A 22,772-nucleotide genomic window follows, 5' to 3' on the forward strand; every position below is an offset into this window, starting at 1 on the left:
GTAAAAGAGGTATAACAGATATGAATAACTTCAAGGAAATATCGGCTAAAGAACTTACATTCGATCCTTTTGACATAAAGGACGAATGGATGTTAGTTACTGCCGAAAAAGAAGGAAAAGTAAATACTATGACTGCCAGCTGGGGAGGCTTCGGAATTATGTGGAACAAACAAGTAGCCTTTATTGTTATACGTCCGCAACGTTACACTAAAGAATTTGTTGATAATGCAGACTCTTTTTCACTTACCTTCTTTGATAAAAGCTATCTGAAAAAGCTTAGTTATCTGGGTAAAGTATCGGGCAGAGATGAAAATAAAATAGAAAAAGCTGAACTGACAATTACTCACGAAGGAGAGATTCCTTACTTTGAGGAAGCTCACACAGCCATTTTTATTAAAAAATTATATGCTCAACCAATGGGAGGTGAATATTTTCTGGATAAGGAAATAATTGCAAAGTGGTTCCCTCAAAACGATTTCCATATTTTATATATAGGAGAGATCACAAAGGTTCTAACAACAAATTAAGGTCGAAGACCTATTTATATCTACCTAAGTATAGGTATACTTGCAAGTTATGATTTTACAAATCTAACTTTCACTTAAGATCACTCTATTTACAAACAATTTTAAAACAGGCGTATTTGCAATAATGAGAAAATGGCGCATTGAAGATTCGGAAGAATTGTACAACATCTCCAGTTGGGGTGTTAATTATTTTTCAATCAATGAAAAGGGGAACGTAATAGTTACTCCCCGAAAAGACGGTGTAGCTGTGGACATGAAAGAGCTGATAGATGAACTACAGCTTCGCGATGTAGCAGCACCTGTATTGGTTCGTTTTCCGGATATTCTGGATAACCGCATCGAAAAGATTTCTACCTGCTTTAAAAAAGCAGCCAAAGAGTATGGTTACGAAGCACAGAATCACATTATATATCCTATAAAGGTGAATCAAATGCGACCCGTAGTAGAGGAGCTTGTGAGTCATGGTAAAAAGTTTAACATCGGTCTTGAGGCTGGTTCTAAACCCGAATTACATGCAGTTATAGCCATCAATACAGACCCTAACTCTTTAATTATCTGTAATGGATACAAAGACGAAAGTTATGTAGAATTGGCTCTTCTTGCTCAAAAAATGGGAAAAAGAGTATTCATTGTAGTTGAAAAACTGAATGAATTACCACTTATTACAAAAACAGCAAAACGTTTAAAGATAGTTCCTAATATTGGTATACGTATCAAATTAGCGAGTAGCGGTAGCGGAAAATGGGAAGAATCGGGAGGCGATGTTAGTAAATTCGGATTAAATTCGAGTGAACTATTAGAGGCTCTATCTTTTCTTGAAAAGAATAACATGCAGGGTTCTCTGCGTCTTATCCACTTCCATATCGGTAGCCAGGTAACAAAAATCAGACGTATTAAAACAGCATTACGTGAAGCTTCGCAGTTTTATGTGCAACTTCATAGCATGGGTTTCAATATCGAATTTGTTGATATTGGCGGAGGTCTTGGTATTGATTACGATGGTACACGCTCGTCACACAGCGAAAGTAGCGTTAATTACACTATTCAAGAATATGTAAACGACTCTATTTCGACGATGGTAGATGCTGCCAACAAGAATGGTTTGCCACATCCTCATATCATTACTGAATCAGGAAGATCATTAACAGCCCATCACTCTATACTTGTATTTGAAGTTCTCGAAACAGCAACTCTACCCGAATGGGAAGAAAGTGATGCGATTACAGAACAAGATCACGAACTAGTTCGCGAGCTATATCAAATATGGGACGATCTTAATCAACGCCGCATGCTTGAAGCATGGCACGATTCGCAACAGATCAGAGAAGAAGCACTCGATTTATTCAGCTTAGGAATGCTTAATCTGAAAACGAGAGCACAAGTAGAGCGTCTTTATTTCTCTATCGCACGTGAAATATATCAGATGGCAGGACGTATGAAACATTCTCCTGACGAATTGAAACAATTGGCAAAATTGCTTCCTGATAAATATTTCTGTAACTTCTCTCTTTTCCAGTCTCTGCCTGACTCTTGGGCTATTGATCAGATATTTCCGATCATACCTTTACACCGTTTGTCAGAAAGACCTGATAGAACTGCTACATTACAGGATATCACTTGCGATTCGGACGGAAAGATTGACAACTTCATACCAACAGGCAATCAAACAGGATATTTACCTGTACACAGCCTGAAAAAGAATGAACCTTATTATTTAGGAGTATTTTTGGTTGGAGCATATCAGGAAATTCTGGGCGATCTTCATAACCTCTTTGGTGATACCAATGCCGTTCACGTAGCAGTTGACGAAAACGGATATAAGATAGAACAGATATTAGATGGAGAAACTGTAGCTGAAGTATTGGAATATGCACAATACAATGCTAAAAAACTGGTTCGCACAGTAGAAACTTGGGTAACAACTTGCGTTAAACAAGGATCTATTACTGTTGAAGAAGGTAAAGAATTCTTATCGAATTATCGTTCGGGACTATACGGATATACGTATTTGGAGTAAAAGACTTCAATCTATAAACTATATAAATAGGCTGAGAAAGATAATCTTTCTCAGCCTATTTTGTCTCATACTAGCTAATCCCCTCTTACAAAGCTCAACATTTTTTTTAGAGTCTACAAACAGACTATTCTTTTCGTAAACATTTACTATTTTAGAAAACAATCTTTATATTTAAGGTTTCAGACCTTTTTAATATTTTGACAAGTACAACAACTATAACCTGAAAGCATATTGCTTATAGCTTTCTTTACTAAAAAATAAACAAACATGGTTTTAAAAGATTCGACACCTAACCTTATGGTTAAAGATGTAAACAAGACAGTAGATTTTTATACTAATATCTTAGGATTTACTAAAATAGATAGCGTACCCGAAACCGGACAATGGGTATTCGCAATAGTAAAATCGGGAGACGTTATGTTTATGTTTCAGGAAGAAAACAGTATTAGAGAAGAGTATCCTCAACTATCTAGATTTCCTCAGGGAGGAGGACTTACATTCTACATACATGTATCTGACATACATGCTCTTTATGAAAAATTGAAAAACAAAGTAACCTTAGCAAAAGATCTACATGACACATTTTACGGATCAACAGACTTTGCAATAGAAGATTGCAACGGATATATACTTACATTTTCGCAAAGCAACACGTAATCCGCTCCCGAATATACCTTAAATACGAGAAACCAAACACAATATTATGATAAAACAGATTACACCCATACTCTTGATGGCTGCTCTATTCTTATCGTGCAGCCGTCCGATAACTACAGTTACAGATAACGGATGGGGAATGGTTCCTGAAATTATGAAAAATATTTCCGAACCTAAATTTCAAGACAAGACGTTCAATATCGTAGACTTTGGAGCAAAGAACGATTCCACATTCAATAGCCTTCCTGCAATAATTGCCGCAATAAATGAATGTAATCAGCAAGGTGGAGGCAAAGTATTAGTTCCCGCAGGCACATACTACCTTAAAGGTTCTATTATCTTAAAAAGCCACATAAATCTTCATTTAGCAGAAGGAGCTCGGCTCGAATTTTCGACAGAACCTACCGATTATCTCCCGATGGTACTAACTAAATGGGAAGGTACAGAATGCTTCAACTACACACCGTTTATTTACAGCTATCAATGTGTAAACGTTGCTATCACTGGTAAAGGTGAAATTGATGGTAATGGAGCAGTAACATTCAACACTTGGAAACCTAAAGAAAAACCTGCAATGGATAGACTTCGCCAAATGGGTAACGATTCTATTCCCGTCTACGAACGTGTTTTTGGAGAAGGTTGGTATTTGCGTCCATGTATGATACAATTTTTTGGATGTAAAAATGTATTGATCGAAGGCGTAAAGATATACGATTCGCCTTTCTGGATTATTCATCCCGTTTATTGCGACAATGTAATTGTACGTGATGTATATATCGACAGTAACAATTACAACAATGACGGATGCGACCCCGAATCGTCAACCAATGTACTCATCGAGAATGTAAAATTCAATGTTGGCGATGATGGTATTGCGATCAAATCAGGACGCGACCAAGACGGATGGCGTGTAGGACAAGCAACAGAGAATGTAATTATCCGAAACTGTTATTTTGCTCGCTGGGCTATTACCATCGGTAGCGAAATGTCGGGAGGAGTACGCAATATTTTCATTGAAGACTGTAAAATAGACAGTTGTAGAAATGGCATTTACTTCAAATCGAATCTTGATCGTGGAGGATTCTTCGAAAATCTTCATATGCGAAATATCGAAGCTGATGTTTGTTTATGGGGAGTAATCAACTTCCGCACAGACTATCACGGCTATCGCGGAGGAAATTACCCTACACAATTTCGAAACATTACCATAGAGAATGTCACATGTAACCGTGTAGACAGCGTAGCCATTATGGCGAATGGTGTTCCCGAAGCTAAACTTTACGACATCACATTACGTAATATTGATGTAAAGCAAGCACCTAAAGCAACCCAAATGCAGAACGTAGTTAACCTAGTTCTCGACAATGTAAAAGTAAACGGAAAACTCGTCACCAAAGAAAACGAATAAGCTACATGTTCATCACAATAATAAAACCCGAGACCTTAAGAAATAAAGTTTCGGGTTAAATAGTATTAACAAAAACCACTATAATCTATTTTAAGGAGTATATTGCGAGGTTTAATTTATAGATATATCTATTTACAATAATAGATATTATAAACAAAGCTTATTAGGAGTTTGTTATAAAACCCAGATATTATAAATAATCAAGTTACGGTAAGTAGCAAATACAATATAAAGACACATACTAGATAGTGTATCTATACTTACCAAAGCTATAAATAGGTCAAAGACCTCAATATACTTAACATGAGTAAAATAATAACAACAGCCAAAAGCGGCATCGTCTCAAAAGTTCTAGAATGGACATACGCCAGAGCCATAAATGGTTTTGGAGGGGTAGACTCAGCATATCAATTAGGAAACGATTATCTAAAATCGAAAGGAAGCATCGATCAACAAGTCGATCAACTTATCAAATGGCAAGTAACAAAGGCTGCATCCAGCGGATTCTTTGCAGGATTGGGAGGATGGGCTATAATGCCTTTTGCCTTGCCTGCCAACATCGCCAGTGTAATGTATATTCAAGTTAGAATGATCTCTGCGATTGCCTATATGGGTGGTCACGACATACAAAGCGATCAGGTAAAATCGGTCATCTATGTCTGTATGCTAGGTAATGGTACAAAAGAGATATTTAAGGAGATGGGAATCAAAGCAGGTGAAAAATTCGTAAGAAGCTTTATTGAACAATCTTCGAAAAAAATGCTCCTTTCCGTAAATGAAAAAGTGAGTGTAAACATTGCCTCAAAATTAGGCAACAAGGGCTTATCAGGTTTAGGAAAAGCAGTACCTCTAGTGGGAGGACTTATTGGTGGAGGTTTTGACGCCGCATCAACACAAATCATAGGAAAGGTAGCCAAGAAAATATTTATTGATAATGATAAATCATTTTCAATTCTTGAGAGAGAGGAAAGCGGAATCCCTTCACTTCTCTAATTTTTTTGTACATTTGTTATCTAGAAAAGGCAGATAAGGTTGTAAACTTATTTATTGCTTTTCGAGGTATAACACAACAGACTGTTATATTTGAATGATACAGGCATTAAACTGCTTTAACTATTTATTGCTATGTTTTATCATTATAACTATCTTTGATTATTGTACTTACCAAAACAATAAAAAGGTCTGAGACCTTAGATATTTCACCGTACTTAAAAGTTAATTTAAAGGTATGCTATTAATAAGTTCGTTAGAAAAATTAGGACAATATGCGATGTTAATGCGCAAGGTCTTAACAAAACCTCAGAAGTGGAGAGTATTTCTTCAACAGCTTTCAAAAGAGATAAGTAAACTTGGAGTTGACTCGATAAGTATCGTTATCATCATTTCGTTTTTTATCGGTGCAGTAATAGTTATACAGATTGCACTTAATATCAACAATCCGCTATTACCCAGATATACCGTAGGATATACCTCGCGTGAAATCATTTTGCTCGAGTTCTCATCATCCATTATGTGTCTTATTCTGGCCGGTAAAGTAGGATCTAACATATCTTCCGAGATTGGGACCATGCGTGTTACCGAGCAGATAGATGCCCTCGAAATAATGGGAGTAAACTCTGCAAATTACCTCATCTTACCTAAAGTTGTGGGTCTGATGACTTTCGTACCAGTATTAGTTATACTAAGTATGTTTTTTGGTATTGTAGGAGGATTTGGTGTCTGCTATTTTACGAATGCCGTACCTGTCGCCGATTTCGAATTTGGGTTACAATCCTTTTTCAAAACATATTATATATGGTACGCCATAATAAAAACAATATTTTTCGCCTTTCTGATTTCCTCGATAGCAGCCTATTATGGATATTTTGCCAAAGGAGGTTCGCTTGATGTAGGGAAAGCAAGTACAAATGCCGTTGTAGTGAGCAGTATTTTGATCTTGATTTCCGATTTATTAATTACTGATTTGATGATGGGATGATAGAAGTTAAAGATTTAGTAAAATCATTCGACGGTCGCGAAGTGCTTAAAGGAATAAGCATGACTTTTGAGGAAGGTAAGACCAATCTTATCATAGGACGAAGCGGATCGGGTAAAACAGTATTACTCAAAAACCTAATCGGGTTGATGAGACCCACTAAAGGTAGCATCTTATACGACAACAGGGACTTAACAAAATTATCTTCGGATCAGATGAAAGCCTTGCGTCAGGAGATGGGTATGATCTTTCAAGGATCAGCTTTATTTGATGCAATGACTGTATTCGAAAATGTGTATTTTCCATTAGATATGTTTTCATCACTGTCTAAGAGTGAAAAAATAAAACGTGCAGCATCCTGTCTCGATCGTGTAAACTTATCGGATGCAGGTCACTTATACCCCTCTGAAATAAGTGGAGGTATGATGAAACGTGCAGCTATCGCTAGAGCCATCTCTTTAAATCCAAAATACTTATTTTGTGATGAACCCAACTCAGGACTTGATCCTCAAACATCTCTGGTTATCGATGAATTGATAAGCGATATTACCAAAGAATATAAAATTACCACGATCATCAATACACATGATATGAACTCTGTGATGAATATTGGAGATAAGATATTCTTTATCCAAGAAGGTAATCTTGAATGGGAAGGCACCAATAAGCAAATATTAACAACTAAAAATGAAGCTCTTAACGATTTTGTGTTTGCTTCTGATCTATTCAAAAAGGTCAAAGCAATTGAAATGGACGAAATAAATAATAAATGACGAATGGTGGATAACTAAAACATTCATCGCCTTTTTAATTTCCTAATAATGAAAATTGTCTCATATAACGTTAATGGTATACGTGCTGCATTCAATAAAGGACTAGCTGAATGGCTAAACAAAGAGAACCCAGATGTAGTATGTTTTCAGGAACTCAAAGCACAAGAAGATCAAATAGATCTCATAACCTTAAAATCTCTAGGATACGAATACTGTTATTTTCACCCGGCAGAAAAGAAAGGTTACAGTGGGGTCGGAATCATAACTAAAATCCAACCCGATTTTGTAAAAATTGGAATGGGTATTGAAAAATACGATAAAGAAGGTCGCGTAATACGTGTCGACTATGGCAATGTTACAATAATATGTGTATATATTCCGTCGGGAACTACTGGAGGACTTCGTCAAGTCTTCAAAATGGAGTTTCTAGCAGACTTCTCAGAATACATCCAAGAATTAAGAAAAGAACGTAAAGAAATATTGATTTGTGGCGATTATAATATCTGTCATAAGCCTATTGATATAAATCATCCCGAAAAACACTTAACTTCGTCTGGGTTTTTACCAGAAGAAAGAGAGTGGTTCGACCAATTTGTTGGAACGGGCATGATAGATACTTTCCGAGAATATGATCAAAGCGGTGAGAAATATACGTGGTGGAGCTACCGAGCTGGCGCCAAACCTAAGAATTTGGGGTGGAGAATAGACTATCATATGATTTCGAGCGAAGCTAGAGAAAGAGTAAAAAGTGCAACCATTCACAACGAAGTATGTTATTCCGATCACTGTCCGATATCTATTGAGGCAGATATATAATCTTTATAGATTTTTTAGATCAGATATAGCCGAAAAGAAATAAACAATTTCTCTCAACTATTGTTCATTGTATTGAAATATATAGCCTCGGCTATGTTTAGTAGATAACTAATAATTTAAAAAACAACGAGTAATAAAGTTATTAATAAGCTGAATAAGCGATTATTAAAAGACTTACACTATATTATTTAATTATTTTATTTTAAACAAAATAATGGCGAATTTATTAAGTATAAAAAACTTGCATGCCAACATTGATGGCAAAGAAATATTAAGAGGACTAGATCTTGAAGTAAATAACGGAGAGATACATGCAATTATGGGTCCTAATGGAGCCGGTAAAAGCACATTAGCATCGGTACTTGTAGGTAATCCCAATTTTGAGGTAACCGAAGGTGAAGTTACTTTCGAAGGTAAAGATTTATTGGAACTTGCTCCAGAAGAAAGAGCATGCGAAGGTTTATTCCTTAGTTTCCAATATCCAGTAGAAATACCGGGAGTAAGCATGGTCAACTTTATGCGTGCAGCAGTAAATGAGACTCGCAAGCACAAAGGATTAGAGCCTATTGCAGCATCGGACTTCTTGAAATTGATGAAAGAAAAACGTGAATTAGTTGATCTTGACAGCACCCTTGCAAGCCGTTCGGTAAACGAAGGTTTCTCTGGTGGAGAGAAAAAACGCAACGAGATTTTCCAAATGGCAATGCTTGATCCTAAATTAGCTATTTTGGACGAAACTGATTCAGGTTTGGATATTGATGCTCTTCGTATTGTTGCAGCAGGCGTTAACAAGTTGAGACGTAAAGACAATGCTACTATTGTAATTACTCACTACCAACGTCTTTTAGAGTACATCAAACCAGACTTTGTACATGTATTATACAAAGGAAAAATAGTAAAAAGTGCAGGACCTGAATTGGCTCTTGAACTTGAAGAAAAAGGATACGATTGGATTATTAAAGATTTCCAAGATTAAGGTCATAAACCTATCTGTTGTTTTGGTGCAGGAATGAGGTTTATCTCCTGCAATACCAAGAATACAGAAACAATGTTTTACAGTAAAATATACAGAATTCAATGATAGAAACTCAATATATAGACTTATTCACCGAACACAGAAGCCTTATCGACAGCAAATCGACAAAGGTTCTGAACGATGAAAGGAATAAGGCTTTTGAAATTTTCAAGACGCTGGGTTTTCCCGATCGTAGTCTTGAAGATTATCAATATTCGGATGTTGTAAAGGAATTTATTCCTGATTATGGATTTAATCTAAGCCGATTATCTACTCAAACAAATCCATACAACGCATATAAATGCAATGTACCCGAACTTTCGACTAATTTATTCTTTTTAATGAATGATACATTCCACAAAGAGCATCAGCCAAAAACTGATTTTCCAAAGGGTGTATTTATCGGAAGCTTAAATGACTTTGCGGAACAACATGCTGATATAGCTTCAAAATATTATGGCAAAGTAGCTCAATTAGAAAACAATGCTATAGCTGCTTTCAACACGATGTTTGTACAAGATGGATTTGTAATATACATTCCTGATAACATTGTAATTGAACAGCCTCTGCAATTAATAAACATACTTACTGCAAATGTAGATTTTCTGGTAAACAGACGTCTACTTATTATTGCAGGAAAAAACTCTCAGGTAAAATTGTTGGCTTGCGACCATACTGTTGACAGCCATAAGTTTCTGGCAACTCAGGTTACTGAAATATTTGCTGAAGAGAATGCCCATATCGAATTTTACGAATTAGAGGAAAACTCTAATCAAGTAACCCGATTAGCTTCGACCTACGTTCAACAAGAGAAATCATCGACCGTCTTGGTTAACAATATTACTCTGAACTGTGGTTTTACACGCAATAATTATCATGTAAAACTTAACGGAGAAAACGCCGAAGCAACTATTGCAGGTGTTGTTATTGCCGATAAGGTGCAACATGTTGACAACTTTGCATTCTTAGATCACGCAAAACCTCATTGCCAAAGCACTCAGCTATTTAAATATGTATTGCAGGAGCAAGCCGTAGGCTCTTTCTGTGGACGTATTCTTGTAGAGCAGGATGCACAAAAAACAATAGCGTATCAAACAAATAACAATCTTTGTGCTTCGCCCGACGCTCGTATGTACTCTAAACCTCAACTTGAGATTTATGCAGATGACGTAAAATGTTCGCACGGTTTAACTACCGGACAATTGGACGAAGATGCTCTTTTCTACTTACGAGCAAGAGGTATAGCCAAAGAGGATGCTAAATTGCTACTAATGCAAGCATTTACTGCGGATGTGCTTAAACTAATTCATATTGACGTACTAAGAGACCGTCTTGAAGAATTGGTAGAAAAACGCTTCCGTGGAGAAGAAGCCAGATGTGGAGATTGCGCTATATGTAAATAAGCCCTCTTTTGTTTGGGTAATTTCAATTATTCATAACAATATCAGGTAATAATAAATTTGTTATGACAAGTACAAAAGCGACAGGGACATCTACCCCTTTAGATATAAATAAAATACGAGCTAATTTCCCTATACTTGAAACTCAAGTATATGGGAAACCTCTCATTTATCTGGATAATGGAGCTACTACACAAAAACCTAAATGTGTAATAGATAAGATAAGTGAAGTATACGGTTCTGTTAATGCAAATATTCACAGAGGAGTACACCATCTTAGTCAAGAAGCTACCGAACTGACTGAAAACGCCCGCAAAAAAGTTCAGCAGTTTATCAATGCAAAACATGCTCACGAAATAATATTCACAAAGGGAACAACTGAAAGTATAAATTTGGTTGCCTCTAGTTTTTGCCGTGAGTTTTGCAAAGAAGGTGATGAGATTATTGTTTCTGCCATGGAGCACCATTCCAATATTGTACCTTGGCAAATACAGGAAAGCATTACGGGTGTAAAGCTCAAAGTAATTCCTATCAACGAAAAGGGAGAACTTATTCTTGAAGAACTAGAGAAACTGATTACACCTAAGACTCGCTTGATCTCAGTAATGCACGTATCGAATGTTCTGGGAACCATAAATCCGATTGAAAAAATCATAGAGATAGCACACAAGCAAAATATTCCTGTTTTGGTAGATGCAGCTCAATCTATACAGCATATCAATATAGATGTGCAAAAGTTGGATTGTGATCTATTGGTTTTCTCGGGACATAAAATATATGGTCCTACGGGAACAGGTATTTTATATGGAAAAGAAGACCTACTTAACAAGATGCCACCATATCAGGGAGGAGGGGAAATGATAGGTTCGGTTTCGTTTAAGAAAACGACTTTTAACGAACTTCCTTTCAAGTTTGAAGCAGGTACTCCCAATTATGTAGATTTTATTGCTTTGGGAACTGCCTTAGACTACGTCAGTTCAATAGAACTATCCAATATTCGTGCCTATGAAGATGAACTTTTGGAGTATTGCACTTCGGAATTGATGAAGATAGACGGTATGCGTATTTTCGGAACATCTGACCACAAAAGTAGTGCCGTATCATTTCTTGTAAAGAATATCCATCATTACGATATGGGTATGTTACTAGACAGAATGGGTATTGCTGTACGTACAGGACACCATTGCGCTCAACCATTGATGGAAGAACTAGGTATTGAAGGAACAGTTAGAGCATCTTTTGCATTTTATAATACAAAGGATGAAATAGATCAACTTATTGCAGGAATAAAACGAATTATTCCTATGTTTGGATGACATTAAGCACCCTATATACAGAAAGACTATTTATGAATCAATTTCATAAGTAGTCTTTTTTTATTGCTAAATTTACACTTTATAAGGTAGTAAGTCGTAGCCCTTATCAATATTGTAACATGTAAAACAATTATAGATTGTTATAACTCGAAAGTATATCATCAAATGCTTTCATTCACCTATATTATAATATCATTTATGAAGAAATATTTATTGATCTGTTTTGCCTTATTGGCAGTAGCTGGCTTTGCTCAAAACAAAAAGGAAATATATCCTATTGCATTTTATAATGTAGAAAATTTATTTGACACACAAAGAGATACCAATATTCAGGATGAAGATTTTACACCTTCGGGACGTAATAATTGGACAGACGATAAATATAAAAAGAAACTCAAAAACTTAGCATACGTAATCAATTTACTCGGAAAAGAAACAAATCCTGCGGGTGCGGCTATAATAGGTGTAGCTGAAGTTGAAAATAAAAAGGTAATAGAAGACCTTATCAATACCGGAGATTTAGCCAGTCGAAAATATCAGATTGTACACCAAGATTCACCCGATGCACGTGGTATTGATGTCGGACTTATTTACAATCCATTGTTATTCAAAGTAACCTCATACAAAGTGTATCCTTTTACACTTCCAGGAGCAAATGATATAAAAACCCGAGACATTCTTGTCGTTAGCGGATTACTTGCAGGACAACCTCTTAATGTATTAGTTAATCACTGGCCTTCGCGCCGAGGAGATAACTCCTCGCCTCTTAGAGAATGTGCCGCTGCCATCTGTAAATATATCAGCGATTCTATTTACCTAGCTAATCCTAAAGCTGGCATCATCATTATGGGAGATATGAATGATGATCCTAAAGATAAAAGTACACGAATAGTACTTAATGCTAAAAAGAATAAGGAAGAGGTACAGAAAGGCGGACTATATAATACTATGTGGAAAATACACGAAAGTGGTACAGGTACTTTATGCTATAAAGACCAATGGAATTTGTTCGATCAAATTATAATTTCGCAGAACCTATTAAGTACAGGAAAAAGCAAATTAAATTTTGAAAAAGCGGAAGTATTCAATAAAGATTTTCTCTTCCAAAAATCGGGAAAATATAAAGGATATCCACTGCGTACTTTCTCCGGAAATACTTTCTTAAATGGGTATAGCGACCACTTCCCTACCCTAATCTACCTATCATTAGACAAATAATGTTCTTTTCTTTAGAAATTATAGAGAAATAGGTAATCTATAACACTTAAACTCCTTCTTTTTTACAAAAGAAAAAACATATTTATATTATCTTTGGCTAATAAATCATATAAATAACTAATTACAGATGAGTAGTTCTTTAAACCTCAAGTATCGCCTTATAATAATGAATTTCCTACAATTCTTTTTATGGGGTACATGGCTTACTTCTCTAGGGGTATATCTTTCCGTAACACTTCATTTCAATGCCGTAGAAATCGGAGGTATTTTTGCAACCATGGGTATCTCTGCACTTATAATGCCAGCTTTGCTTGGTATTATTGCCGACAGATTCCTCAATGCCGAACGTGTATATGCAATGTGCCATCTTTTGGGAGCTGCACTGCTGTTTTATCTACCGCATGTTACAGAATATAGTCAGGTTTACTTTATTATGCTACTCGTTACTATGTGCTATATGCCTACACTAGGTTTGACTAATACTATTGCTTACAATGCAATGGAACGATCAAACTTCGATATAGTAAAGCATTACCCACCCGTTAGGGTTTGGGGTACAGTAGGATTTATTGTTGCCATGTGGATGGTTGATATAATGAAATGGACTGCCAGCGCCAATCAATTATATTTAGGAGCTGCTGCTGCGCTTATATTAGGTTTATATGCATTTACATTACCTAAATGTCCTCCGACTCATGCAACTAAAAATTCTTCATGGGTTTCAACTTTTGGACTAGATGCTTTCGTTCTTTTCAAAGAAAAGAAGATGGCTATATTTTTTATCTTTTCCATGTTACTAGGTGCTGCACTGCAAATCACCAACCTTTTCGGACAACAATTCTTAAATGACTTTGCTCTTACTGAAGAATACAAAGACTCTTTTGCTGTTCAGCATCCGGGTATTTTGACTTCATTATCACAAATATCAGAAGCTTTGTTTATTCTGGCAATACCATTCTTCATGAAACGTTATGGTATCAAGAATGTAATGCTCATCAGTATGCTAGCTTGGGTATTGCGCTTTGCCTTGTTTGGTATCGGAAACCCTGATAGCGGCATCATATTCATCATGCTATCTATGGTAGTATACGGAATGGCTTTCGATTTCTTCAATGTATCGGGATCTCTTTTTGTGGAGACAGAAACAAATCCATCGTTCAGAGCAAGTGCTCAAGGTTTATTCATACTTATGACTAACGGAATTGGTACTATTGTAGGAACAATGGGTAGCGGATACGTTGTAGATTTATTCACGTCAAGCGATGGTATAAAAGACTGGCCAAGCATTTGGTTTAGTTTTGCAGCCTACGCTTTAGTTCTAGCCATTGTATTTAGCATTGTCTTTAAGTATAAGAAAACTGAACAAAAAACAGTCTAAAAAAGATGTCACTAGGTAAACTATATATTATACCGACCCCCGTCGGAAATCTGGAAGATATGACTATCAGAGCAATAAGACTGCTCAAAGAGGTAGATCTTATTCTTGCAGAAGATACTCGCACAACAGGTTTTCTGCTGAAGCACTTTGAGATTCAAAATAAGATGCAGTCGTACCATAAATTCAACGAGCATAAAACTATATCTCATATCATAGACCGACTCAGTGCAGGAGAAAATATAGGTCTTGTTTCAGATGCCGGAACTCCCGGTATTTCTGATCCTGGTTTTCTTATTGGTAGAGAGTGTATAAAAGCGGGTATCGAAATAGAATGTCTTCCGGGAGCAACAGCATTAATTCCGGCGTTAGTTTCATCAGGTATTCCTTGTGATAAATTTTATTTCGAAGGTTTTCTGCCTCAAAAGAAAGGGCGAATGACCCGATTTAAAGAACTTGCAGAAATACCGACTACCATTGTTTTATACGAATCACCTCATCGTGTATTAAAGACGCTAACTCAATTAGCAGAATATATGGGAGAGGACAGACAAGCTGCTACTTGTAGAGAAATATCAAAAATGCATGAAGAAACTCTACGCGGTACTCTTGCAGAACTTATTTTGCATTTTACGACAAAGGCTCCAAGAGGTGAATTTGTTATAATTATTGCTGCGAAAAACGAATAAACTCTAAAAATAAGCTATTTATTTAGGAAAAGAATTAAATTTGATGAATTGAACCAAAACTAAACAAGAGGGTTTAGTGTTAAATAGGAAAAAGTAAAAGTAGATAATTATGAAAAAAGTAATTTTAGGATGTCTATGCCTTGGCATGTTAGCATCATGTAATGTAAAGAACTCTGACGAATATAAAGCATTGCAAGCTGAGAGAGATTCTTTATTACAAGTCTCGACTAAGGGGCAATCAGATGTATCCGATTTAATGGCAATGATAAACCAAGTGGAGGAAAACTTCGCTCAAATTAAAGAGGCTGAGAAATTCTTAACCATAGAGTCAAGATCTAAAGGCGAAATGTCTTCTGACACCAAATCTCGTATCACTAGTGATTTCAATATGATTAATGAGATTCTTAAGAAAAATAAAGCAGACATAGAAACTCTGAACAAAAAACTAAAGAGTTCAGGAGGACAATCTGCACAGCTTAAACAAACAGTCGAAAGACTTACTGCCGAACTTGAACAAAGAAGTGCTGCAATTACCGAGCTTAGAGAAGCTCTTACAGTAAGAGATGCTCAAATTGCATCATTAACAGGTGAAGTTGAAAAATTGAATACTAATGTTGAAGATCTTTCTAACAAAAATGTAGAACAGTCTAACAAAATAAAAGAACAAGAGAAAGCATTGAATACCGGTTATTATATCTTCGGTACATCAAAAGAGCTTAAAGAAGCCAAAGTTGTTACAGGCGGTTTTATCTCTTCTCCTAAAATTTTGAAAGAGTCTATCGACAAATCAACTTTCATCAAGATTGACATTCGTGATGTAAAAGAAATTCCTGTATATGCTAAGAAAGCAAAAGTACTATCTGATCAACCTAAAGACAGCTACACTATTGCTAAAGATGCAAACAGTCAGGTAGTAATTAAAATTAATGATTACAAAAGATTCTGGAGCCTAGGTCAATTCCTTATTATACAGGTTGATTAAGCTTTAATAATTCTTACATAAGATAAAAACAGTGGTAAAGATTTCTCTTTGCCACTGTTTATTAAAGGGTCTACGACCTTTTTATTATTTTAATACATACCTATCGGTAATAAAAGAAGAACTAACAAACAGTTTATAGCCATAGTAAATTATAGCTATTACACTCAAAGCCTCCCAAAGGCTTATTTAATTAAAACAGATGAAATATACAACTATATTTTTCGATCTAGATGATACGCTTATCGACACAGCTCTTAACAGTAAACAAGTACTGGAAGAAGTTTACACAGACTACACGATCGATAAGTATTATCCTAGTTTCAACGATTTCTACCAAAAATATCAAAGCATCAATCTTCACTTATGGGATCAATATGAGCAAAATCTAATAAGTAAAGAAGAACTAAAGACGGGAAGATTCAAACAAGCATTGAATGACTTCACTTCTATCTCTACTGAGCAGTCTTTAGAAATGAACAATGATTTTATGGGTAGAGTATCCAATAAAAAGAATATTATTGAGGGAGTAGAAGACATACTTGAATATCTGCAACCTAAATATCACCTATATATAATATCAAACGGATTTCTGGAAGTACAAGACAAGAAGATTAAAAATGCAGGACTAGATTCATACTTTAAAGATGTATTTCTCTCAGATCATGTAGGGAAGAATAAACCTCATCCTATGATCTTCAATTATGCACTGAAAGAATCTAGTACCAGCAGTACCGATTGTATTATGATTGGAGATAACATCAATACAGATATTATAGGAGCTAAAAACATTGGTATAGATCAGATTTGGTTTAACCCTAAAAGTATGGTTGACTCAAGCAATGTAGCACCAACATATACAGTAAAAACTTTAAATGATATAAAGACTATTCTTTAAAAAGAAAAAGTGGTATTATATAATACCACTTTTTCTTTTTACTATCTAGAACGATGTACAAACCCCTTTTTGGCTATGGTTATAACATATGCTTAATCTATTATTAGAATACAATAGGTGAAACAATATTAATCAAAGTACTCACCACAGACCATCCTGCAATTTCGGGTGTGGCACTATATACATCTACCACTGCGTGTACCTGATCATTCTTAATTTCAACTCTTTGAGTATCTCCTATGAAACCGGGAGTGGATTGCATAGTTACATGCATATCTTCGGGACCAACCGAAGCCAGCGAAGCAGCGACCGAAACATTAAGTCCCGTAGGAAAAACACCTATTGCCTCTCTAGCTGTTCCAGAAAAGACTACTCGCTTCTCTGTTTCTAAAGATGGATCATATACTACTGACCGTCTCAATGCAGCTTGTCCTTTCTCGTTAAAGAATCTGGCTGAAGCATTACCCATTAAAGCAGCAGTCCTTAAAACATCGAAACCACCCGTAGCACCCGACGCAATATATACACGTGTACCATGTGCTTTTGCAGTTTCCCTTACTTCCTGATAAAATGCAGTGTCAGCAAAAGCTCCAATAGATAAGGTGACGATAGAAGTTCCATTCTTCAATGTAGGCAGAGCAAGAGCCTTCATAGCTGTAGGAGAAGCAGACTCTACTAAATAATCAGGCTTCAAAGCCAATAAGTCTTCTAAAGTTTCACATGCTACACAAGGTTTTCCATGTTGTTGCATCTTTGTTACAATACGATCAGCCTTCGAAGCTGTACGCGAGTAAACGCCAACCAAATCATATTCAGCTAACAAACCACTAACAACTGCATCCGCAACTATTTCGGCAAGATGTCCACATCCAACAATTACTAACTTTTTCATATAAACAAAGGTATCTTTATTCAGGTCTCAGACCTATTTATTACTTAGACAAGCGTTAATACAACAGATCGTATTACGACTCAAAATACTTGTACAGTATAATTACTATTACTTATATAGACTTTATAGTATATCTAACTCTAATCCATCGAAAGACACGAATACATTTTCGGGTAATATCTTCTCCATCTCAGCATGTAATCCGAAATGATGATTCATATGCGTAAGGTAAGTTCTCTTTGGAGCTATCCGTTTTATCTTTTCCAAAGCCTGCTCCAGATTTTGGTGAGAGATATGTTCCCTTATGCGAAGAGCATTTATTACCAAAACGTCCAAACCCTCAAGTTTATGATATTCTTCTTCTGGAATAGTTTTAAGGTCGGTAAGATAAGCAAAATTCCCGATCCTATAACCAACGATAGGGAGTGTACCATGCATCAATCTGATAGGAATAATCTCTATTTTTCCTGCAACCTTAAAAGGCTCTAAACTAATTTCATTTAAAGCAATAATAGGTATTCCCGGATATTTGTATTCTGTAAAACAATAAGGGATTCTTGACTTTAATGCTTCTGAAACATATTCTTCTAAATAGATCTCAATATCTCCAAATTTGCAAAAAGGGCGTAAATCGTCAATACCTCCTACATGATCATAGTGCTCATGGGTTATTAAAAGCGCATCAATCGGCAGGAAAGCAATCCCCAACATCTGCTCTCTAAAGTCGGGACCACAATCTATCAATATAGACTTTCCCTCAATATAAACAATAACCGACGCTCTTAATCTATTGTCTCGTTTATCTGTTGATCTACATACATCGCACTCGCAGCCAATCTCGGGTACCCCCGTTGAAGTTCCTGTGCCTAAAAATCTTACACGCATAATTTACATTAAGGCATCAGGCCTTTTATTATTTTAGTAAACATATCTATCAAAGATAGCTATGATTGAAAGATAGAGCAATAAATTCATTAAATATTTTACGGTATTTAGGGGTCTCAAATATTTTAATGCTCAGCCAAACATTATAGCTACCATCTGTTTCAACAAAAAACAAAAAAAACGACCTACAAAGAAAAATGGCTATTTCATATTCTGAAATAGCCATTTTTAGGTCTTTACATTTTGACTTTATTAGTATTGTCTTTGCAATATCCAAAGATCGTCAAACGGTATACCGTATGTTCTTCTAAGAACATCGCTAGAACCGCTAGCCAAATATTTGTCGCGAATACTATTTCTTTCGTTTACAGCAGCCGCTTTATCATCGTAGCTTGCAATAATTACACGATACATACCTTGTTCGTTTTGAGCTAAGATAATTCTGTAACCTTCTTGTTCCATTCTGGCTTTCAAGGCTTCAGCATTAGGTTTCACACTCAAAGAGGCAATAACCACACTATATGCTCTAAGTCCCGAAGCGTCAGCATCATATACTGGTGTAATTTTTTCTGTTCTTACTTTTTCGTTTGATGCATCTGTGTAAGCAGGATAAGCTGGTTTAGTAACCGGAGTTGCTGGTTGAGCTTTATTTTCCTCAAGTTCTCTTTCCTTCGCTGCTTCATATACAGATTTATAAGCACTTTGTTTTGGTTTACAAGAACCAAAAGCCACCAATAATGACAGTGCTAATCCAAATCCCAGTAGTTTATTCATAATCTCATTGTTAAAAGTTATTTTTACAAAGATAATAATTTCTCCTATATCAAATAACAGATGAATACTAAAAATAGTTTAACCTATTAAGGTATACATAACTGTTTTTTAGTATTTTTTGAAATATAAAATCTCTCCATCTGATTCTAATTGGAGCGATGATGACGTATTTCTTTTTATTATAAAATTTCGAGACAGACTATTCCATCCTAAGCAGCTATCGCACTCATAAGGACGGAAACTCTCCCAAATCAGATCGACTTTAATTTCACCGTTTGATACAGTATAATTACCAAATCCCATAAAGGTTTCAGTATCTGAAGTTAATTTCAAATATTGAAAGACCTTTCTGTCGAAAGAATAAAAGATGGTATCTACATCCTGCTTCTTTCCATCCGAAGTCTCTATTTGGTTTAGCTGCCATCTACCTTCCAGATTTGAATTCTCGTCATCACTACAAGAATAAAACCCAAATAAAGAGAAGATCAGAATTAGCAGACTTAATTTTCGAAAATTCATTAGCCAATTTATATTTTGTAAAATGGCAGTATAGCCATAAAAAGATCTCAGATCTTAATCTATTATATCAAATCCTGTATAAGGAATCAACACCTTAGGAATATGTATTCCATCTGATTTCTGATTATTCTCAAGCAAAGCAGCCACTATTCGAGGAAGAGCCAAAGCACTACCATTTAAAGTATGCACCAATTGAGTTTTCTTATCTGTGTTTCGATATCTGCATTTTAGACGGTTAGCCTGAAAGCTTTCGAAATTAGAAACGGAGCTTACCTCTAGCCATCGTTTTTGCGCAGCAGAGAACACTTCGAAATCGAATGTCAATGCCGATGTGAAACTCATGTCACCACCACAAAGACGAAGTATACGCCAAGGCAGTCCAAGTTCGGTCACCAACGACTCCACATGGCTTACCATCTCTTTCAGCGATTCGTATGAATGCTCAGGAGTATCTATACGTACAATCTCTACTTTATCGAATTGATGCAAGCGGTTCAATCCGCGAACATCTTTTCCGTAAGAACCAGCTTCACGTCTGAAACATGCTGAATAAGCTGTATTTTTGATCGGAAGATCTTTTTCTTCCAGAATTACATCGCGATATATATTTGTTACAGGTATTTCAGCTGTTGGTATCAAATACAAATCATCCAAAGTCGCATGGTACATTTGACCTTCTTTATCGGGAAGATTACCTGTACCATAACCCGATGCTGCATTTACCACATAAGGCGGTTGAATCTCTAAATAACCCGCATCGCGTGCTTTATCTAAGAAATAGTTGATTAATGCTCGTTGCAAACGGGCTCCTTTTCCTTTATAAACGGGAAAACCTGCTCCTGAAATTTTAACACCCAATTCAAAATCGATGAGGTCATACTTTTTCGCTAAATCCCAGTGAGGAAGAGCTTCGTCTCCTAAATCAGGAATAGTACCTCCTGTTTTAATCTCAACATTATCTTCTGCAACCCTACCCTCCGGTACTTCATCCGCAGGCAGATTAGGTATAAGTACAAGCATTTCCTGCACCTGCACCTCAGCATCTTTAAGATCTGCTTCCAATACTTGAATACGACCTTTAACCTCTTGTACAAAAGAACGCAGGTTTTCGGCTTCGTCTTTCTTTCCTTCTTTCATCAAAGCGCCTATGCTCTTCGACTTGGCATTAACATCCGCAAGAAGTCCATCTAACTCAGTTTGTATATCTCTACGTCTTTTATCTTCGCCCAACACTTTATAGATGATTTCTTTTCCATCAAAGTGTTTTTTAGCCAATTTTTTTATAACTGCCTCAGGGTTATCATTAATAGTCTTGATCGTTAACATCTTATTCTTTAATATTTAGATATTGGAAATATTTATCAAAACTGGCAATACTACAAGAAATTTTAGAACCTTAACTTGCGTGTTATTATCAATTTGACGAACAAAGGTATAAATATTTTAAGTCACTTCTAAGAGGTTAGTATATATAAATAAGAAAAAAGTAAAATCGGTGAATATTCCGAAAAATTCATAAACTCCTACAAGTAATATAGAGCGCTATGGAGTTTTTTAGTACTTTTACTTCTCCAAAATATAATTTTTATTTAGAATGCGGTTATTAGTCATTACAATTATCCTCTTATTTTCTTGTTCAACTATATCATACACACAGCCTACATCTGACAAATTAATCAGAAAAGGAGTTAGCCTCCACGACAAAGGACGCTATCAGGATGCTATCAGTTACTATCAGCAAGCACTAAAGGCTAATCCGTCTTCGATGTCAGCAACCTATGAGATGGCCCTATCTTATCTTCATCTTAAAGATTATGATAATGCTCTAAAATATAGCACTAAGGTTATTAATGCCAACTTCAAACCCCTTCTTGTAGATGCATACTGTGTAAAGAGTTCTGCTCTTGCCGATATGAACAAAATAGATCAGTCGGTAAAGCTACTAAATGAGGCATTGGAAAGATGCGGAGATGAATACCTCCTCCATTACAATCTTGGATTGAGTTATTTTAAAGCTAAAAACCTAAAGCTATCTATTTTCCATTTGCAAAAAGCTATTGAAATAGATACCACTCACCCCAGCGCATTTTTACTATACGCCTATGTGTTAAGTGATTCGGACAGATGGATACAAAGCTTTCTATCATTTCACTTCTTCTTATTACTTGAACCGAATACAGATCGATCTAAAGACGCATTCGGTGAAATGTATGATATTATCACACAAAAAATTCCGGCAAATTCTCCTCTGTTAACTCCCGAAGATGGTATTGACAGACAAAAAATATACGATCAACTTCGTACAATGCAACCCAAGGTTGAAGATCAGCGCTTTCAATATGCTTATTTTGAACAAGCATCACGAACCATCTTTTTCACTTTGAGCCAAATGCAGAACGATACTCGTAAAGGTATGTTATGGGATTTTTATGTCCCTATCTATACGGAGATACTAGAATCAGGATATTTTGAGACATATTGCAGATATGTAAGTGTTTCTTATTTCCCCGTATCTCTCGAATGGTGGAATAACAATACAACCAAAGTAGATGGCTTTATCTCTTGGTTTGAGGATGGACAAGGTTCTACAGTTGATAATGAAGATGACTTCGGAGACGATTCGGAGATGTAATAATTAC

At 35.9% G+C, this 22,772-nt stretch carries 22 protein-coding genes; 17 read left to right on the plus strand and 5 right to left on the minus strand.

What is annotated here, in order from left to right:
- The first annotated feature begins 20 nt into the window (after nucleotides 1-20).
- From HGC4_RS03315 to HGC4_RS03390, 16 genes are all read left to right on the plus strand, one after another.
- Nucleotides 21-527: a flavin reductase gene (locus tag HGC4_RS03315; protein ID WP_050708700.1), complete on the plus strand. Its 507-nt coding sequence runs from the start codon at nucleotides 21-23 to the stop codon at nucleotides 525-527.
- Nucleotides 528-651: 124 nt separating this feature from the next.
- Nucleotides 652-2,544, plus strand: coding sequence for a biosynthetic arginine decarboxylase (gene speA / locus HGC4_RS03320; RefSeq protein WP_050708701.1), 1,893 nt, complete (start codon nucleotides 652-654; stop codon nucleotides 2,542-2,544).
- A 267-nt stretch (nucleotides 2,545-2,811) separates the two neighbouring features.
- Nucleotides 2,812-3,201 carry a VOC family protein gene (locus HGC4_RS03325; protein WP_050708702.1) on the plus strand — a complete coding sequence of 130 codons (390 nt, stop codon included), beginning with the start codon at nucleotides 2,812-2,814 and terminating at the stop codon, nucleotides 3,199-3,201.
- A 46-nt stretch (nucleotides 3,202-3,247) separates the two neighbouring features.
- Nucleotides 3,248-4,609 carry a glycoside hydrolase family 28 protein gene (locus HGC4_RS03330; protein WP_087880144.1) on the plus strand — a complete coding sequence of 454 codons (1,362 nt, stop codon included), beginning with the start codon at nucleotides 3,248-3,250 and terminating at the stop codon, nucleotides 4,607-4,609.
- Between the two features lie 303 nt (nucleotides 4,610-4,912).
- Nucleotides 4,913-5,602, plus strand: a complete 690-nt coding sequence (locus HGC4_RS03335) for an EcsC family protein (protein WP_050708703.1) — start codon at nucleotides 4,913-4,915, stop codon at nucleotides 5,600-5,602.
- A 235-nt stretch (nucleotides 5,603-5,837) separates the two neighbouring features.
- Nucleotides 5,838-6,587 (plus strand): MlaE family ABC transporter permease, encoded by a 750-nt coding sequence (locus HGC4_RS03340; protein ID WP_050708704.1) that lies wholly within the window; start codon nucleotides 5,838-5,840, stop codon nucleotides 6,585-6,587.
- Nucleotides 6,584-7,357 (plus strand): ABC transporter ATP-binding protein, encoded by a 774-nt coding sequence (locus HGC4_RS03345; RefSeq protein WP_050708705.1) that lies wholly within the window; start codon nucleotides 6,584-6,586, stop codon nucleotides 7,355-7,357. The genes HGC4_RS03340 and HGC4_RS03345 overlap by 4 nt, the downstream gene beginning before the upstream one ends.
- A gap of 48 nt (nucleotides 7,358-7,405) precedes the next feature.
- Nucleotides 7,406-8,173 (plus strand): exodeoxyribonuclease III, encoded by a 768-nt coding sequence (locus HGC4_RS03350; protein WP_050708706.1) that lies wholly within the window; start codon nucleotides 7,406-7,408, stop codon nucleotides 8,171-8,173.
- A gap of 214 nt (nucleotides 8,174-8,387) precedes the next feature.
- Nucleotides 8,388-9,149, plus strand: coding sequence for a Fe-S cluster assembly ATPase SufC (sufC, locus tag HGC4_RS03355; protein WP_050708707.1), 762 nt, complete (start codon nucleotides 8,388-8,390; stop codon nucleotides 9,147-9,149).
- 101 nt (nucleotides 9,150-9,250) lie between these two features.
- On the plus strand, nucleotides 9,251-10,591 hold the full coding sequence (gene sufD, locus HGC4_RS03360; protein WP_050708708.1) for a Fe-S cluster assembly protein SufD: 1,341 nt from the start codon (nucleotides 9,251-9,253) through the stop codon (nucleotides 10,589-10,591).
- A 62-nt stretch (nucleotides 10,592-10,653) separates the two neighbouring features.
- Nucleotides 10,654-11,904: an aminotransferase class V-fold PLP-dependent enzyme gene (locus HGC4_RS03365; RefSeq protein WP_050708709.1), complete on the plus strand. Its 1,251-nt coding sequence runs from the start codon at nucleotides 10,654-10,656 to the stop codon at nucleotides 11,902-11,904.
- Nucleotides 11,905-12,102: 198 nt separating this feature from the next.
- On the plus strand, nucleotides 12,103-13,122 hold the full coding sequence (locus tag HGC4_RS03370) for an endonuclease/exonuclease/phosphatase family protein (RefSeq protein WP_050708736.1): 1,020 nt from the start codon (nucleotides 12,103-12,105) through the stop codon (nucleotides 13,120-13,122).
- Between the two features lie 127 nt (nucleotides 13,123-13,249).
- Nucleotides 13,250-14,500, plus strand: coding sequence for a nucleoside permease (locus HGC4_RS03375; protein ID WP_050708710.1), 1,251 nt, complete (start codon nucleotides 13,250-13,252; stop codon nucleotides 14,498-14,500).
- A 5-nt stretch (nucleotides 14,501-14,505) separates the two neighbouring features.
- The gene (rsmI, locus tag HGC4_RS03380; RefSeq protein ID WP_050708711.1) at nucleotides 14,506-15,186 is read left to right on the plus strand and encodes a 16S rRNA (cytidine(1402)-2'-O)-methyltransferase; all 681 of its coding nucleotides are present in this window, start codon (nucleotides 14,506-14,508) and stop codon (nucleotides 15,184-15,186) included.
- 109 nt (nucleotides 15,187-15,295) lie between these two features.
- A complete protein-coding gene (locus tag HGC4_RS03385) occupies nucleotides 15,296-16,168 on the plus strand; it encodes a Cbp1 family collagen-binding glycoprotein adhesin (RefSeq protein WP_050708712.1) in 873 nt (290 codons plus the stop codon).
- A 199-nt stretch (nucleotides 16,169-16,367) separates the two neighbouring features.
- Entirely contained in the window at nucleotides 16,368-17,063 is a 696-nt protein-coding gene (locus tag HGC4_RS03390) for a YjjG family noncanonical pyrimidine nucleotidase (protein ID WP_050708713.1), read from the plus strand.
- A gap of 103 nt (nucleotides 17,064-17,166) precedes the next feature.
- Here the strand turns inward: HGC4_RS03390 and HGC4_RS03395 are convergent, their stop codons facing one another.
- The 5 genes from HGC4_RS03395 to serS form a co-directional block, all read right to left on the minus strand.
- On the minus strand, nucleotides 17,167-17,955 hold the full coding sequence (locus tag HGC4_RS03395) for an aspartate dehydrogenase domain-containing protein (RefSeq protein WP_050708714.1): 789 nt from the start codon (nucleotides 17,953-17,955) through the stop codon (nucleotides 17,167-17,169).
- A 123-nt stretch (nucleotides 17,956-18,078) separates the two neighbouring features.
- Nucleotides 18,079-18,840, minus strand: a complete 762-nt coding sequence (locus tag HGC4_RS03400) for an MBL fold metallo-hydrolase (RefSeq protein ID WP_050708715.1) — start codon at nucleotides 18,838-18,840, stop codon at nucleotides 18,079-18,081.
- A 252-nt stretch (nucleotides 18,841-19,092) separates the two neighbouring features.
- Nucleotides 19,093-19,614: an SPOR domain-containing protein gene (locus tag HGC4_RS03405; protein ID WP_050708716.1), complete on the minus strand. Its 522-nt coding sequence runs from the start codon at nucleotides 19,612-19,614 to the stop codon at nucleotides 19,093-19,095.
- 108 nt (nucleotides 19,615-19,722) lie between these two features.
- The gene (locus HGC4_RS03410) at nucleotides 19,723-20,133 is read right to left on the minus strand and encodes a lipocalin-like domain-containing protein (RefSeq protein WP_050708717.1); all 411 of its coding nucleotides are present in this window, start codon (nucleotides 20,131-20,133) and stop codon (nucleotides 19,723-19,725) included.
- Between the two features lie 54 nt (nucleotides 20,134-20,187).
- Nucleotides 20,188-21,459 carry a serine--tRNA ligase gene (gene serS, locus HGC4_RS03415; RefSeq protein WP_050708718.1) on the minus strand — a complete coding sequence of 424 codons (1,272 nt, stop codon included), beginning with the start codon at nucleotides 21,457-21,459 and terminating at the stop codon, nucleotides 20,188-20,190.
- Nucleotides 21,460-21,727: 268 nt separating this feature from the next.
- Here serS and HGC4_RS03420 point away from each other — a divergent pair, with 268 nt between their 5' ends.
- Nucleotides 21,728-22,765, plus strand: a complete 1,038-nt coding sequence (locus HGC4_RS03420; RefSeq protein ID WP_050708719.1) for a tetratricopeptide repeat protein — start codon at nucleotides 21,728-21,730, stop codon at nucleotides 22,763-22,765.
- The last annotated feature ends 7 nt before the right edge of the window (nucleotides 22,766-22,772 follow it).

Origin of the sequence: Dysgonomonas sp. HGC4 (assembly GCF_001261715.1) — a bacterium.
Taxonomy (GTDB): domain Bacteria; phylum Bacteroidota; class Bacteroidia; order Bacteroidales; family Dysgonomonadaceae; genus Dysgonomonas_A.